Annotated in this window: 12 protein-coding genes; 6 read left to right on the plus strand and 6 right to left on the minus strand. The window is 50.3% G+C overall.

Annotated features, from left to right (window positions below; all coding sequences use genetic code 11):
- Positions 1-57: 57 nt before the first annotated feature.
- Genes ACR809_RS23370 through yjeJ form a run of 3 tightly spaced genes read left to right on the plus strand, consistent with a single transcriptional unit; the run spans position 58 to position 4,338 of the window.
- A complete protein-coding gene (locus ACR809_RS23370; RefSeq protein ID WP_020723552.1) occupies positions 58-1,344 on the plus strand; it encodes an HlyD family secretion protein in 1,287 nt (428 codons plus the stop codon).
- Positions 1,337-3,460, plus strand: coding sequence for a peptidase domain-containing ABC transporter (locus tag ACR809_RS23375; protein WP_032439554.1), 2,124 nt, complete (start codon positions 1,337-1,339; stop codon positions 3,458-3,460). Before ACR809_RS23370 ends, ACR809_RS23375 begins: the two co-directional genes overlap by 8 nt.
- A 14-nt stretch (positions 3,461-3,474) precedes the next feature.
- Positions 3,475-4,338, plus strand: a complete 864-nt coding sequence (gene yjeJ, locus ACR809_RS23380) for a YjeJ family protein (RefSeq protein WP_032439553.1) — start codon at positions 3,475-3,477, stop codon at positions 4,336-4,338.
- Between the two features lie 54 nt (positions 4,339-4,392).
- Here yjeJ and ACR809_RS23385 read toward each other — a convergent pair whose 3' ends face one another.
- From ACR809_RS23385 to ACR809_RS23405, 5 genes are all read right to left on the minus strand, one after another.
- On the minus strand, positions 4,393-4,746 hold the full coding sequence (locus tag ACR809_RS23385; RefSeq protein WP_004152419.1) for a DUF4156 domain-containing protein: 354 nt from the start codon (positions 4,744-4,746) through the stop codon (positions 4,393-4,395).
- Positions 4,747-5,128: 382 nt separating this feature from the next.
- A complete protein-coding gene (locus ACR809_RS23390; protein ID WP_032445266.1) occupies positions 5,129-5,431 on the minus strand; it encodes a hypothetical protein in 303 nt (100 codons plus the stop codon).
- A gap of 67 nt (positions 5,432-5,498) precedes the next feature.
- On the minus strand, positions 5,499-7,145 hold the full coding sequence (gene ltrA, locus ACR809_RS23395; protein ID WP_032445264.1) for a group II intron reverse transcriptase/maturase: 1,647 nt from the start codon (positions 7,143-7,145) through the stop codon (positions 5,499-5,501).
- A gap of 1,112 nt (positions 7,146-8,257) precedes the next feature.
- Entirely contained in the window at positions 8,258-9,904 is a 1,647-nt protein-coding gene (groL, locus tag ACR809_RS23400) for a chaperonin GroEL (protein WP_002885441.1), read from the minus strand.
- A gap of 37 nt (positions 9,905-9,941) precedes the next feature.
- Positions 9,942-10,235, minus strand: a complete 294-nt coding sequence (locus tag ACR809_RS23405; protein WP_004152420.1) for a co-chaperone GroES — start codon at positions 10,233-10,235, stop codon at positions 9,942-9,944.
- Positions 10,236-10,467: 232 nt separating this feature from the next.
- Here ACR809_RS23405 and yjeH point away from each other — a divergent pair, with 232 nt between their 5' ends.
- A complete protein-coding gene (gene yjeH, locus ACR809_RS23410) occupies positions 10,468-11,718 on the plus strand; it encodes an L-methionine/branched-chain amino acid transporter (RefSeq protein WP_004146698.1) in 1,251 nt (416 codons plus the stop codon).
- A gap of 51 nt (positions 11,719-11,769) precedes the next feature.
- On the opposite strand, the gene ACR809_RS23415 is transcribed toward yjeH, so the two are convergent.
- Positions 11,770-12,246: an FxsA family protein gene (locus ACR809_RS23415; protein ID WP_002885425.1), complete on the minus strand. Its 477-nt coding sequence runs from the start codon at positions 12,244-12,246 to the stop codon at positions 11,770-11,772.
- A gap of 337 nt (positions 12,247-12,583) precedes the next feature.
- Between ACR809_RS23415 and aspA the strand changes: the two genes are divergently transcribed.
- Entirely contained in the window at positions 12,584-14,020 is a 1,437-nt protein-coding gene (gene aspA / locus ACR809_RS23420; protein WP_122051602.1) for an aspartate ammonia-lyase, read from the plus strand.
- A gap of 115 nt (positions 14,021-14,135) precedes the next feature.
- Positions 14,136-15,437, plus strand: coding sequence for an anaerobic C4-dicarboxylate transporter (locus ACR809_RS23425; RefSeq protein ID WP_002885423.1), 1,302 nt, complete (start codon positions 14,136-14,138; stop codon positions 15,435-15,437).
- Positions 15,438-15,527: the final 90 nt, after the last annotated feature.

A 15,527-nucleotide genomic window follows, 5' to 3' on the forward strand; every position in this document is an offset into this window, starting at 1 on the left:
TAATTAATTAAGGCCTGAAGTATCGGGCCTTTTCACTTTATTATTTAAGTGATAATTATGTTGAGAAAAATCTATCGCAAGGAAGCGATTGAATACAAAAAACATCACTGGAAAGGAAAAGCGCTGTTGCTTGCAGGGATTCCAGCATGGCTTGTCGCATTACTTTCTTTTGCCTTTCTAACCATATTGATCGCCACTACAATACTTTGCTCTTTTACCCAACGTATTGACGTTCGGGGAGAAGTGATTACACTACCCCATTCCGTTAACGTTTATGCCCCCCAGCAAGGCTTTGTTATTTCCCAATATGCTAAAGTCGGCGACATTGTAGTAAAAGGACAGCCTTTATATGAAATTGATATTTCTCGAAATACAACATCAGGCAACGTCAGTGCGTCACAAATAGAAGTTATAAATGAAAAAATTGCGAACGCTGAAGATATCATTACTAAACTTTCTCATAATAAAGATGAGACCAGGTTATCTTTAGATAAACAACTACAAACCATCAATGACTCGTTGAAAGAAACGAATCGCATGCTGGTTAATGCACAGACTGGTTTAAAGAAAATGCATGATAATCTTTCCAGCTACGATAAATATCTTAGTGACGGTCTTATCACCAAAGATCAGTATAATTATCAGCATTCACTATACTTTCAGCAACAGAGCACCTATCAGTCATTGGTCAGCCAAAAGATGCAACTGGAGTCACAAATAACTCAGTTGAATAGCGATAGGATTACAAAAATAGCAGATTTTGACAACCAAATTTCATCTCAGGAAAATCAGATAAATGATTATAAAAATCAGCTGGTTGAATCAAATGCAAATGGCAATGTCATTATTAAAGCAACCACAGAAGGAAGAATTGAATCGCTGGCTGTTACTAAAGGGCAGATGGTTGATAAAGGTAGCAGCTTAGCTCAGATCCAACCTACTGGTGATATAGAGTATTATCTTATTCTATGGCTACCTAATAACAGTATACCTTATGTAAAACCTGGTGACATTATAAACATTCGTTATGATGCTTTCCCTGCTGATAAATTTGGGCAATTCCCTGGAAAGATACTTTCGATATCTTCAGTACCTACATCTCGACAGGAACTGTCTGAATACACTAATGTGAATAACGGAACTAATCAGCAGGAACTGGCGCTCTATAAAACCATAGTAAAAATAGAAAACAAAACTTTCGAGTATAATGGCAAAACGCTTTCGCTTTCAAATGGCCTCAAGGCTCAAGCTGTTGTATTCCTGGAAGAGCGCCCACTTTATATGTGGATGTTTACCCCTGTGTATAAGATAACTCAAAGCATTACTGGGCCGATCAATGACTAACGAACTATTCAAAACCGTAGTTGCGAAGTTAAATTTTTCCTTGGTTAACAAAACGCCTGTTATACTTCAGTCTGAATCATCAGAATGTGGTATTGCCTGTCTGGCAATGGTCTGTGGTTATTATGGGCTGAATATCGATTTGTTTAATTTTCGTCAGCGGTTTGGTAGCCCCTCACAGGGCTCCTCACTGATGTCTCTAAGCAAAACGGCAGAGCATGCCGGTCTAAAAAGCCGAGCGTTAGCTCTCGATCTCGATGAAATTAAGCAACTTAAACTTCCCTGCATTATTCATTGGGGAATGAATCACTATGTCGTTCTTACGAAAGTAAGAAAAAACGGATTTATTATTCACGATCCGGCTCTGGGTAAACGAGTCATCGGCATCAGCGAGATGTCAAACAATTTTACCGGCGTTGCACTTGAACTGTGGCCCGACCATAATTTCCAACAAGAAGAAGCAAAATCCAGGCTGCGACTTCTGGATCTTATGCATAAAATTGTTGGTTTAAAACCGGCTCTTATAAAGATTTTTGCCTATTCGGTTGTAGTTGAAGCTATCGGCCTCCTGTTACCGATTGGTACGCAACTAGTAACCGACCATGTTATCATGGCACACGATCAAAGCTTACTTTCTGTTATTTGTATTGGCTTGATATTTTTTACCCTATTCCGCATGTTTATTAGCATGTTACGTGCATGGACGTCTTTGACATTAAATACGCTGACAAATATTCAATGGAAAACGACGCTATTTGACCATCTGGCAAGTTTACCATTATCCTTTTTTGAGAAAAGGCATCTAGGTGATATTCAATCTCGCTTCTCGTCTCTGGATACCATTCGCTCAATATTTACCAATAGTATCGTCACCGGCATCATTGATTCCATAATGACAATCGGCTTACTGGTGATGCTGACCTTATACGGTGGTTGGTTAGTATGGGTCGTCGTTGGTTTTACCGTTTGCTATGCGATTATGCGTTTCGCAACCTATGGATTTTATCGTCGAGTTACGGAAGAACAGGTCGTTAAAGGCGCACGTGCAAATTCCCACTTTATGGAGTCACTGTACGGTATTTCTACAATAAAGGCATTAAATTTAAAAGAGCGTCGCTCGCAGCACTGGCTGAATCTTAACGTCGATGCCAGTAATGCAGGCATAAAGCAAACTCGTTTTGATATGATGTATGGTGGCATTAATACTTTCATCACTTCAATCGATCAGGTTGCTGTACTGTGGTTGGGTGCTATCATGGTTATTGATAACGAGATGACGCTCGGTATGTTTATGGCATTCAATGCTTACCGCGGCCAATTTTCGCAACGAGCATCTAATCTCATTGATTTGGTCATGCAGCTTCGTATGCTATCTCTGCATAATGAACGTCTATCAGAAATAGCATTTAGTGAACCAGAGAAAGAACTTCCTTCACGCCGGGTGTTTACAGAAAATACTGGCGTAAAATTAGAAGTGAGAAATCTAAGTTACCAGTACGATCCTTTTTCGCAACCCATTTTCACCAATCTGAACATTACCGTTGATCCTGGAGAATCAGTCGCGCTAATTGGTCCATCCGGGGTTGGCAAAACAACGCTTTTAAAAGTGATGTGCGGACTGCTCTCACCTGACTCAGGTGAAATACTTGCAGATAATCTGGAGATTAAAAAGATTGGCTTAAATAACTACCGTCTTGGTATCGCCTGCGTGCTACAGGAAGACCGCCTCTTTTCCGGTTCACTTATTGATAATATTAGTGGATTTGATGATAACGCCGATCTTGATTTTGTGATGGAATGTGCCAGACGCTGCAACATTCATGATGAAATCATGAAGATGTCCATGGGGTACGAAACCATTGTCGGCGAACTTGGACTGGGCATTTCAGGCGGGCAAAAGCAGCGTATCCTGATCGCCCGTGCACTGTATCGCAAACCGAGTATTTTATTTATGGATGAGGCTACCAGCCATCTTGACCTCAGAAATGAGTCGGTTATCAATCAGTCTATTTCAGCGCTAAGTATTACCCGGATTATCGTCGCGCATCGACCATCGACCATTGCATCCGCCGATCGTGTTATCGATCTCGCACAATCGAAGCCGGTGACTACTGCTTAATAAAGGATATGAATATGCAAGGAACGTTTATAGGTTTTAATACCGCCGGAATTACCTTTGAAGAGCGTTTTTTAGCGTTGCTGCTAAAAGTTAAGAAGGAAAATGGCTTTTGCGAAATTTACTATCTTCAGGCACCGGTGCTAGCCGATCTGCTCCTGATACTGCAGAGCAGAATGGCTGTGATTTTTCAGCGGCTTGAAAACCAAGGAGAGGCCTATAAAGATGAGCTTATCACCTATAATGAGGCAGTTGTTGCCAATATCCCTCAGGTTGAGATGGCTGAAATACAGCAACCATCCCCTGAGCGGCGAATCATGTCCATTACGCTCAAACCTGGCGAAACACAGTCAACGTTAATTCTTGTATTTCAGGATGAACAGATTAGTACTTTATGTATTGACGACAGGCAAGTAGAAGCCCTGATAATAGGTATTCAACAAGCATTAAAAACTGTAGGCGATCAAACACTAATCCAATACTTAAGCTCAAATATGGATTTTTTAATGTGCTATACCGTCGACTTAACCACTCAACCCAATATTGATTACCAGCAGTATCCCCAGGAAGACTGGAAGCTAAACCTGTTTTCCCATTATCTGGGTGTGCTGTACTGCTGCGAGACAGACGAAGGCAAGAAAATTGTCTCCGGTGCGGTGGTGAAAACCAGTGCGCCGCATTTATCAGAACTGGAAAATAACGTTGTGACGCGGATTATCGAGAAAAGCCCCAAGCTCAAGGCGATGCACGCGGAGCTGGCGCCATGTCAGATCTTCAGTACTGTCATCCCTTCCCAGCCGGGAAGAATGCTCAGTCTGGAAGAATGCCTGCGTCCCCTACACGCCTTCTACCTTGAAAAGAAAGCGGAGCTTAGCGCCTGATCCTCATCTAACGACCACGCCTCTCTCTGCGCTCGCGGAGAGAGGCGTCACGCATCAGTTCGGGCACTTATAAACCTGGCCGTTCATTTCGCTGTCGGTAGGCACAAAGCTCGACAGCAGGTTTTGCGTCGGGCTGCTGACGCCGTAAATCACGTTGCCGCCCATGGCTGCCGCCTGGTTGCGCAGGGCGTTTGCCGCACCGCGCATGGAACCACCCTCATCGCCATTCTGGCCGGAGAGCCAGTTGCTCTGTTTACCCGTCGCGGTCCCTAACAGCTGACACTCTGCGCCCGGCTTCTCCTGCACGAAGCGCACATTCTGGCCGGCAGAGGTTAATTCATTGCTGGAACTGCAACCTGCCAACAGTAAGGCTGCGCCGACAATCCCTGCTAAATATTTTACCTGCATGTTATTCCCCATGATCGATGAGCTGGACGCACTGGCCCGGATGTAAATCTGTCATCCTTCAAACTGCGTCGGCATGAGCCGCGTTCATTTCCTCCCCGGCCGCGCTTGTCAGTTCACGCCCGAAACAGAGGTGCTTGCCGCTCTGATGCAGCTTAAATGATTTTTATGTATAAGCCTTATACTAAAAAGCGCGCCAAAAGAAAAACCCCCAGCCATTGCTGGCCAGGGGTTTCTGCTTTTTTATGCCGTAGAGCGCACGATGTCGGGTAGCAGCAGCACATTACTGTGCCGCCGCCCCCTAAGAACCGTACATGCAAGTTTCCCCGCATACGGCTCAAGCCTTTATAAGCCCGCACTACTGTTGGGCCGACAACGTTAATGCTCAGTCATCACCGTACATTTTATCGTGACAATAGAAACAGCATTCTGCCGCATGGTCACCCGATTCCACTGCGTCTTTGATAGCATCTGTCATCTCTCTTCGAGATTCAAAGAAACCTTCAAATTTGCCTTTACTAAATTGAGTGTTACCAAGCTTATAGGCTTCTTCAATGTCCTCATCACCTTGAAAAACCGTAGCTTCACAGTATTCGCAGCGTTCTAATACCCCAGCTTCAATTGCGATATTAGTGGCAACATTGAATTTATCCTGCTGATCTTCCATATGACGTTTAATAATGCTCATAGATCACTCCCATCAAGGTATAAAACCATAGATTAGATGTGGGTCTAGTGACTGTCGAGCGTATTTTTTAACTGTGCACCAACCGATGGCAGTTAGGATGCAGCATCATTAAATTATCGATTTCGTCACCGCCACCATCTACCCGTCTAATAATGTGATGGACATCCCAATCATCATTATCTTTAAATAGTTGGTGACAGACCGGACACCGATGGCCCTGTCGCTCCCATATCAACCGCAGTTTTCCGTGCTGCATTTTACCTTCTTTCCAGCGCTTAACCTGCCGCTGTTCGAAGTACAACTCGTCAACCGGATCATATGGATTAGCCTCAGACCTGATTTTAATGTGATGTCTTATAGGGATATCTTTGCAGGAGAACAGCCTTTGCAGGCCGTTATCCGCATCGACACTCTGGAATACCCAGTTTTCGCTACCTACAGAGTGAAAATACTTCTGTTTCACCCAGTACTTGTTGCGATTACCGTGCCGACGGCATGACCAGCGCCAGAGCAACTTCCAGACGCGATAGTCGATATAGCTAAACGTTTCTTTGGCGACAATATGACGATGATAATTTGCCCAACCCCGAAGTACCGGATTAAGTTGCCTTATCAGATCACCTTGTTTTGATGCCGCATTGCGCTTCACTATTTGCCGGACTTTCTGGAGGTGGTTACGCAATCCCTTAGCAGCAGGCTTTATCAGCATCTTGCCATGGTACTTGCGCACGTTCTGCCCCAGAAAATCAAACCCTTCGGAGATATGCGTTATCACCGTTTTTTCGGGTGATAATTGCAACCCCCGTTCCGCCATAAAGGCTTCAACGAGGGGTTTGACTTCATCTTCCAGCAACTCTTTAGAGATACCCGTAATGATAAAATCATCTGCGTAACGCACATAATTGACCTTGGTTTTGTAGCTGGCTTTGGTGTTTTTCTTCCCGAAATGGGTTTCTAACACCGCTTCCAGCCCGTCCAGTGCCATATTCGCCAGTACCGGAGAAACAATGCCCCCCTGTGGTGTACCAGCCTCCGTCGGGTGTAACCGACCGGATTCCATGAATCCCGCTTTAAGCCATTTCCCGAGTACCTGTTTATCCAACGGAATGTTAGCAAGTAACCAGTCATGACTGATATTGTCAAAACACCCTTTTATATCGCCTTCCAATACCCATTCAGCAGAGCTTTTACGACTGAGATTAACAAAACATTGCTCAATCGCATCTGCTGCTGAACGAGCCGGACGGAAGCCATAGCTGTTGCGATCGGCCGTTGTTTCCGAGACGGGGTCAAGTGCCAGCAGGTATAACGCCTGCATCGCTCTGTCTTTCATCGTCGGTATACCCAGAGGACGGCGTTTGCCGTTGCTCTTGGGAATGTAAACACGCCTTAACGGAGACGGTTTGTAACCCGTCCGTTTTAGCTGGCCTATCGCCTGCCACTTACTTCCGGGAGTGTTCCACAACTGGCGATCCACTCCGGCTGTCTTTTTGCCTCGATTTTCGGTAACTCGCCTGACAGCCAGTGCTTTAGCTGCAAACGAGCGCGTCAGCATCCTTTGCAGGGCTTTCACCCTACGCCAGCGCTTCTGCTCCGTTGCCTTTGCGATTCGTATCTGTAGCCCTCTGACCTGACGGTGTACCTGACGCCAGTTAATCTGGTGCCAATTTTCCGCCCTGCCGGAAAGCGCAGGTACTTTTATTAACGTACTCAACTTGCTACCCTCCTCAGTGCTTTGGTTAGAAAGCCCCGAGCGAATAGCAGACGGACAACCCCCTTACGGGAGTTATCTTATGCTCCCGCAAGGGTCTGGTTAGGGTGGGTATGAACCACCTTAGCCAGCTTTCTGCCACGTTAGATTGCTTTACAGTACTGCACACAATTAAAGACCAGTCGGAAGTCTGCCCCGTTTCCGGTGGAGGAACCTTTAACCCCCTATCCATTCCATTACAGAATGGCATTCGCTTTCTCCAACCTCCTCTACCCGCACCCTCAACAGCTTGTCTTGCGACTCACCTGCCACATTGTGGCGAAGATACGGGCTTACCGAGTTCCGTACTCATGACACGAATCACTTAGGTTCTGCCTATACACCGAAGGTCTGTTGGTAACGTATTCCCAGATGTAAAAGGAATAACCGACCTTGTACCTTTTGGTCACAGCATATCAGTAGCTTTTGCTGCTTGCGGCTGACGGTGCTTACGGACAGTTCACTTAACGTTAACCCTATGATCCAGCCTAGCCTCTCATTTGCCTGCTACTGGCAAAATCCACTGCTTATCTCACGATAAAACAGCACCCAAACATCGGGGAGTACATTGTCAGAGCGCTCTCACACCTCGCCATTACTGGCGACGCGCTGCTCCTAGGCTACTGCTAGTTACATAACAGGTCTGGCTCTGTATCAAACAGCAATACAGCCAGACAATCATGCGTACAGCTTCACACCGGTAGGTGCTAGCGTACATAACATTAATAAAGACGATGTTTTCCCCGCTACATCACAAGTCAAAACAGCAACTTGCTTCAGCGTGAATCTATTGAGACGTTACAATAGTTATAAAAGTTAATATATTTGATAAATTTCAAATAGTTATAACAGTTAATACATTTGTAAGTTTTAAGGGACTCTGACTTTAAAGCCATATCCGGAAGTTAGGGCTTCGCTAAGCGAAGCGCCGATGTTCCGGAGGCATTTAAAGTCCGGAACATCGGACATTTATTACATTTATGCTACTTAATGCGGGATATAGTGAACACAACCAAAGTTAGTGTTCACTATCGACGTAGCCCGCTAGGCTAGCTACCTACGCGACTCTCGTCGCACTACATCATGCCGCCCATACCGCCCATGCCGCCCATACCGCCAGCAGCACCTAAGTCAGGCGCGTCGCCTTTCGGCAGGTCGGTCACCATGCACTCGGTGGTAATCATCAGGCCAGCCACGGAAGCCGCGTACTGCAGTGCAGAACGGGTGACTTTGGTTGGATCCAGGATACCGAAGTCGATCATGTTGCCGTATTCTTCAGTTGCTGCGTTGTAACCGTAGTTACCGTCGCCAGCTTTCACGTTGTTAGCCACAACAGACGGCTCTTCACCGGCGTTGGACACGATCTGACGCAGCGGCGCTTCCATTGCGCGCAGCGCAACTTTGATACCGACGTTCTGATCTTCGTTCTGACCGGTCAGGCCAGCGAGTTTCGCCGCAACGCGAACCAGCGCTACGCCGCCGCCAGCCACCACGCCTTCTTCAACCGCAGCACGGGTTGCGTGCAGGGCGTCGTCGACGCGTGCTTTTTTCTCTTTCATTTCAACTTCGGTAGCCGCACCGACTTTGATTACTGCCACGCCGCCAGCCAGTTTAGCGACACGTTCCTGCAGTTTTTCACGGTCGTAGTCGGAGGTCGCTTCTTCGATCTGCTTACGGATCTGAGCAACACGGCCCTGGATTGCGGATTCTTCGCCAACGCCATCGATGATGGTGGTGGTGTCTTTGTTGATAACCACGCGTTTCGCCTGGCCCAGGTCTTCCAGAGTCGCTTTTTCCAGCTCCATACCGATCTCTTCAGAGATAACGGTACCGCCAGTCAGAGTAGCGATGTCCTGCAGCATAGCTTTACGACGGTCGCCGAAGCCCGGTGCTTTCACCGCAGCCACTTTAACGATGCCGCGCATGGTGTTAACCACCAGGGTCGCCAGCGCTTCGCCTTCAACGTCTTCAGCGATGATGACCAGCGGTTTGCCAGCTTTCGCTACGGCTTCCAGAACCGGCAGCATTTCGCGGATGTTGGAGATTTTTTTGTCAGCCAGCAGGATGAACGGGCTTTCCAGCTCAACGGCACCGGTGTCCGGCTTGTTGATGAAGTACGGAGACAGGTAGCCGCGGTCGAACTGCATACCTTCAACTACGTCCAGTTCGTCTTCCAGACCGGTACCGTCTTCAACGGTGATCACGCCTTCTTTACCAACTTTATCCATCGCTTCCGCGATCAGTTTACCGACGGTTTCGTCGGAGTTAGCGGAGATGGTACCTACCTGAGCGATAGCTTTGGAGTCAGAGCACGGAACGGACAGCGCTTTCAGCTCTTCTACTGCAGCCAGTACCGCTTTGTCGATACCGCGTTTCAGATCCATCGGGTTCATGCCTGCTGCAACAGCTTTCAGGCCTTCGTTCACGATAGCCTGAGCGAGTACGGTTGCGGTGGTGGTACCGTCGCCTGCTGCGTCGTTCGCTTTAGAGGCAACTTCTTTCACCATCTGCGCGCCCATGTTTTCGAACTTGTCTTCCAGTTCGATTTCACGTGCAACGGAAACACCATCTTTGGTGATGGTCGGCGCGCCGAAGGATTTGTCCAGAACCACGTTACGGCCTTTCGGGCCCAAGGTCACTTTAACTGCATCTGCCAGTACGTTTACGCCGCGCAGCATTTTTACACGAGCGTCGTTACCGAATTTTACGTCTTTTGCTGCCATTTCTTTTATTCCTCAAATTCGTTCAGGGTCGTGCGAATTAAGCTTCAACAATTGCCAGGATGTCGCTTTCGGACATGATCAGTACTTCTTCGTTGTCGATCTTTTCAGTCTTCACGCCGTAGCCATCGTTGAAAATCACGATGTCACCAACTTTAACGTCCAGCGGCTGCACGGTCCCGTTTTCCAGGATGCGGCCTTTACCGACAGCGATGATTTCGCCACGAGTTGACTTAGCTGCTGCAGAACCGGTCAGAACGATGCCGCCCGCAGATTTGGTTTCAACTTCTTTACGTTTGACGATCACACGATCATGTAACGGACGAATACTCATTGATAGCTCTCCTTCGAGAAAGTCATTATCAGTTATGGGTGACGCCGGGCCGAACGCGGTTTACCGGCTAGTGCAGAGAGAGATGGGGATGGCCATTTACGGCTTCAAGGGCAAAATTAAAAAAAATTTTTACCTTTGCGCTGGCGCACAAAAAGCGGCCATGTCAGGCAATCGGTCATAAGGAAAAGCGATTGTGATACTCTCTTTTTTTTCACTGGCGCAGGATTGAATCATGAGTGGTTTAAAACAGGAGTTAGGGCTGGGACAGGGAGTTGGGTTGCTTTCCACCTCATTGCTGGGTACCGGCGTCTTCGCCGTCCCGGCGCTGGCGGCGCTGGTCGCTGGCGATAACAGCCTGTGGGCATGGCCGCTGCTCATTCTCCTTGTTTTCCCGATTGCCATCGTCTTCGCCCTGCTCGGCCGCCATTTTCCCAGCGCGGGCGGCGTGGCCCACTTTGTCGATATGGCCTTTGGGCCACGTCTGGCCAGCGTCACCGGCTGGCTGTTTTTATCGGTTATCCCGGTCGGACTCCCCGCCGCCCTGCACATCGCCACCGGTTTTGGCCAGGCGCTGTTCGGCTGGCATGATGCGCAGCTGCTGCTGGCGGAGCTGGGCACCCTGGCCATCGTCTGGTGGGTCGGTTCGCGTGGCGCCAGCTCCAGCGCCAACCTGCAGACGTTGGTTGCCGTACTGATTGTGGCGCTGATCGTCGTAGTCTGGTGGCGCGGCGGGATAAGCCCGGCGCAGATCCCCTTCCCGGCCCCGGCGGAGATTGACCGCGGGCAGCTCTTTTTGGCGCTGTCGGTGATGTTCTGGTGCTTTGTCGGTCTGGAAGCCTTCGCGCATCTCGCCTCGGAGTTTAAACATCCCGAGCGTGATTTCCCCAGGGCGCTGATGATAGGCCTGCTGCTTGCCGGCTCGGTCTACTGGGCCTGCACCGTGCTGGTGCTGCACTTCCACGCCTTTGGCGAGGAGATGGCGGCGGCGGCGTCATTACCGAATATCGTGGTCCGTCTGTTCGGCGTCGAAGCGCTGTGGGTAGCCTGCGTCATCGGCTATCTCGCCTGTTTCGCCAGCCTCAACATCTATATTCAAAGCTTTGCCCGCCTGGTCTGGTCGCAAGCGCAGCATAAGCCACACAGCTACCTCGCAAGGCTGTCGCCACGGCAGATCCCGCGCAACGCCCTCAACGCCGTGCTGGGATCCTGCGTAGTTAGCACCCTTGGCATCTATCTGCTCGATATCAATCTGGACGCGCTGATCGTTTACGCCAATGGCATTTTCATCATGATCTATCTGCTGTGCATGCTGGCGGGTTGTCGTTTGCTGCGCGGTCGCTATCGGCTATTGGCGGTGGTGGGCAGCATTCTCTGTCTGCTGCTGCTGGCGATGGTCGGCTGGAAAAGCCTGTACGCGCTGGTGATGCTGGCGGGGCTGTGGCTGTTTTTACCCAGGCGCAAGCTGGCGACGGGAAGCGTGTAGGCCTGCAAAGAAAGCGGCCCGGTCGCATCTGCTGACCGGGCCGGGGGAATGTTAATCGCGGCGATCGTCCTTATGGTCCAGACGGTCGCGCTGCTCATCTTTGCGCTGGAATTCCCCTTCGAAGGTCTCTCCGCCGCCAGTTCCGGCGCTAAAGCCGCCGCCCGGCATCCGGCTGAAGCGCAGGTGCGGCATCAGCTTCATCGTCAAATGCTTTTGCACCGGCGGCAGCAATAGCAGCAGGCCGAGGAAGTCGGTAAAGAACCCCGGGAGCAACAGCAGCAGACCAGCGATAATCAGCGATACGCTCTTGATCATCTCCGCCGCCGGGCTCTCGCCCGCGGCCATCTTCTGCTGCATCAGCAGGAAGTTTTTGAAGCCCTGGTTACGCACCAGCGACATCCCTACCACCGAGCTAAAGATCACCAGGATCAGGGTCATAAAGACGCCCAGCACGTGCGCAACCTGGATAAAGATCGATATCTCAATGTAAACGTAAAGAAAAAAGGCAATAAACGGAATCCAACGCACCGGCGTCTCCTTCATCAACGGGCGCTGCGTTCAGCGCCCGTAATCATCAATTTGCTGATCGCATCCCACTAACATGGGGATGCTGAGCGGCTTTTCAATCAGCGGAAAGGCTTATTTTTCTCAGGAATAAGAAAGCGGTGACCCATTTCACAGATTAATAAATCTTCTCATACCCGCAATGTAATAAGTGATCAAGCTTACTGATATTCGCTATCATCAGCATATGATCTTGGGCACCGGGCCGGTTAAGGAAATAATCGTCGGCCAGAAAATATACTGAATACTGGATATTCTGTGTGTTTGGTGAATTCATTGGCAGCTTGAAAAGAAGGTTCACATGTTAAACAACATTCGTATCGAAGAAGATCTGTTGGGCACCAGGGAAGTTCCCGCGGACGCTTACTACGGCGTTCATACTCTGCGAGCGATTGAAAACTTCTACATTAGCAACAGCAAAATCAGCGACATACCAGAATTCGTGCGCGGCATGGTCATGGTTAAGAAAGCCGCCGCGCTGGCGAACAAGGAGCTGCAGACCATTCCCAAAAGCGCGGCAAATGCGATTATCGCCGCCTGTGACGAAGTCCTGAATAACGGCAAATGCATGGACCAGTTCCCGGTCGATGTCTTCCAGGGCGGGGCCGGTACCTCCGTAAACATGAACACCAACGAAGTCCTGGCGAACATTGGCCTTGAGCTGATGGGCCACCAGAAAGGCGAATACCAGTACCTGAACCCAAACGATCACGTCAACAAATGCCAGTCCACCAACGATGCTTACCCCACCGGGTTCCGCATTGCGGTGTATGCCTCCATCCTTAAGTTAATCGATGCGATTAAACAGCTGGGCGAAGGCTTCCAGGCGAAAGCCGTGGAGTTCCAGGACATCCTCAAAATGGGCCGCACCCAGCTGCAGGACGCGGTGCCGATGACCCTCGGCCAGGAGTTCCATGCCTTCAATGTGCTGCTTAATGAAGAGACCAAAAGCATTCTGCGCACTGCGGAGCTGCTGCTGGAGGTGAACCTCGGCGCCACCGCCATTGGTACTCGCCTCAACACCCCGGACGGCTATCAACAGCTGGCGGTGCAGAAGCTGACTGAAGTAAGCAACTTACCGGTCGTCCCGGCGGAAGATCTGATTGAAGCCACCTCGGACTGCGGGGCGTACGTTATGGTTCACAGCTCGCTGAAACGCCTGGCGGTGAAACTATCCAAGATCTGTAACGACCTGCGCCTGCTCTCTTCCGGTCCGCGCGCGGGCCTCAACGAAATCAACCTGCCTGAGCTGCAGGCTGGCTCTTCAATCATGCCGGCGAAGGTTAACCCGGTGGTGCCGGAGGTGGTCAACCAGGTCTGCTTCAAAGTTATCGGCAACGATACCACTGTGACCATGGCCTCCGAAGCCGGTCAGCTGCAGTTGAACGTGATGGAGCCGGTGATCGGCCAGGCGATGTTCGAGTCGATTCATATCCTGACCAACGCCTGCTACAACCTGCTGGAGAAATGCGTTAACGGCATCACCGCCAATAAAGCGGTATGTGAAGGCTACGTCTACAACTCCATCGGCATCGTCACCTACCTCAACCCGTTTATCGGCCACCACAATGGCGATATCGTCGGCAAGATCTGTGCCGAAACCGGCAAGAGCGTACGGGAAGTGGTGCTGGAGCGCGGACTGCTGACGGCGGCGGAGTTGGATGATATTTTCTCTGCGCAAAACCTGATGCATCCCGCTTATAAAGCAAAGCGTTATACCGATGAAAGCGAACAGTAATCTTTCAGGTTAGTCATTCAAAGGCATGTCAGCGATGACATGCCTTTTTTGCTTTTTGGTTTTACTAAAATACAACAATTCAATATCAACTTGTTAAAAAACAAGGAAGGCATATATGTTTGGTGCAGAACTGGTTATTGTCCTGCTGGCGATTTATCTCGGCGCCCGGCTCGGCGGCATCGGTATCGGCTTTGCCGGTGGCCTTGGCGTCCTTGTCCTGACGCTTATTTTTCAAATTAAACCGGGTGCGATCCCCTTCGACGTTATTGAAATCATTATGGCGGTCATTGCCGCTATCGCCGCCATGCAGGTCGCCGGCGGGATGGATTACCTGGTCAGCCTCGCCGAACGGATGCTGCGCCGCCACCCGAAGTACATTACCTTCCTTGCCCCGCTGGTGACCTGGTTTATGACCGTGCTCGCTGGCACCGGCCATACCGCCTTCTCCACGCTGCCGGTGATCACCGAAGTTGCCAAAGAGCAAGGCATTCGTCCGTCTCGTCCACTGTCGATTGCGGTGGTGGCCTCCCAGATAGCGATCACCGCCTCGCCCATTTCCGCCGCAGTGGTCTTTTTCGCAGGTATCCTTGAACCGCTGGGCGTTAGCTATTTGACGCTGCTGGCCATCTGTATTCCGGTCACGCTGCTGGCGGTGATGCTCACCGCTATCGTCTGCAACTTCCTCGGCTGCGAACTGAAAGACGATCCGGTTTACCAGGAGCGGCTGGCCAAGGGGGAAGTCAGACTGCGCGGTAGCCAGGTATTTGAGCTGCAGCCGCACGCCAAACGTTCAGTTCTGCTGTTTTTGATCGGCATCGTGGCGGTGATGTTCTACGCCACGGCCATCAGCGATACCGTCGGCCTGATTAAGAACCCGGTGCTGCCGCGTAACGAGGCGATCGTGGTATTTATGCTGACCATCGCCACCCTGATTAGCATCACCTGTAAAATCGACACCGGCGAAGTGCTCAACGCCAGCACCTTTAAGTCCGGGATGAGCGCCTGCGTCTGCGTCCTCGGCGTCGCCTGGCTGGGAGATACCTTCGTTAAAGCGCATATCAGCGACATCCAGGCCGTGGCCGGCGATCTGCTGCACAATTACCCATGGCTGCTGGCGGTGGTACTGTTTTTCGCCGCCACGCTGCTCTACTCGCAGGCAGCCACCACCAAGGCGTTGATGCCTGCCGCGCTGCTGCTGGGCGTCAGCCCGCTGACGGCTATCGCCTCGTTTGCCGCGGTCTCGGCGCTGTTCGTTCTACCGACCTACCCAACCCTGCTGGCGGCGGTAGAGATGGACGACACCGGCTCAACCCGCATTGGTAAATATGTCTTTAACCACGCCTTCCTGATCCCCGGCGTTATCGCTATCACGCTGTGCGTGATCCTTGGCTTTATCTTTGGCGGGATTATGCTGTAAATACCGCTGGCGGCGGGCCCACTACGGGCCCGCCTTCCGTTGCCCTCACTTTCCCCGCTCGTTACGCTAATATCCCCGCATCTTGCGTGT

Origin of the sequence: Klebsiella sp. CD33 (genome assembly GCF_051992865.1) — a bacterium.
Classification (GTDB): Bacteria; Pseudomonadota; Gammaproteobacteria; order Enterobacterales; family Enterobacteriaceae; genus Klebsiella; species Klebsiella pneumoniae.

What these genes read in the sequence shown, in the direction of transcription:
- ACR809_RS23370 (WP_020723552.1), top strand. Translation starts at nt 58, where the DNA reads ATGTTGAGAAAAATCTATCGCAAGGAAGCGATTGAATACAAAAAACAT.
- ACR809_RS23375 (WP_032439554.1), top strand. Translation starts at nt 1,337, where the DNA reads ATGACTAACGAACTATTCAAAACCGTAGTTGCGAAGTTAAATTTTTCC.
- yjeJ (WP_032439553.1), top strand. Translation starts at nt 3,475, where the DNA reads ATGCAAGGAACGTTTATAGGTTTTAATACCGCCGGAATTACCTTTGAA.
- ACR809_RS23385 (WP_004152419.1), bottom strand. Translation starts at nt 4,746, where the DNA reads ATGCAGGTAAAATATTTAGCAGGGATTGTCGGCGCAGCCTTACTGTTG.
- ACR809_RS23390 (WP_032445266.1), bottom strand. Translation starts at nt 5,431, where the DNA reads ATGAGCATTATTAAACGTCATATGGAAGATCAGCAGGATAAATTCAAT.
- groL (WP_002885441.1), bottom strand. Translation starts at nt 9,904, where the DNA reads ATGGCAGCAAAAGACGTAAAATTCGGTAACGACGCTCGTGTAAAAATG.
- ACR809_RS23405 (WP_004152420.1), bottom strand. Translation starts at nt 10,235, where the DNA reads ATGAGTATTCGTCCGTTACATGATCGTGTGATCGTCAAACGTAAAGAA.
- yjeH (WP_004146698.1), top strand. Translation starts at nt 10,468, where the DNA reads ATGAGTGGTTTAAAACAGGAGTTAGGGCTGGGACAGGGAGTTGGGTTG.
- aspA (WP_122051602.1), top strand. Translation starts at nt 12,584, where the DNA reads ATGTTAAACAACATTCGTATCGAAGAAGATCTGTTGGGCACCAGGGAA.
- ACR809_RS23425 (WP_002885423.1), top strand. Translation starts at nt 14,136, where the DNA reads ATGTTTGGTGCAGAACTGGTTATTGTCCTGCTGGCGATTTATCTCGGC.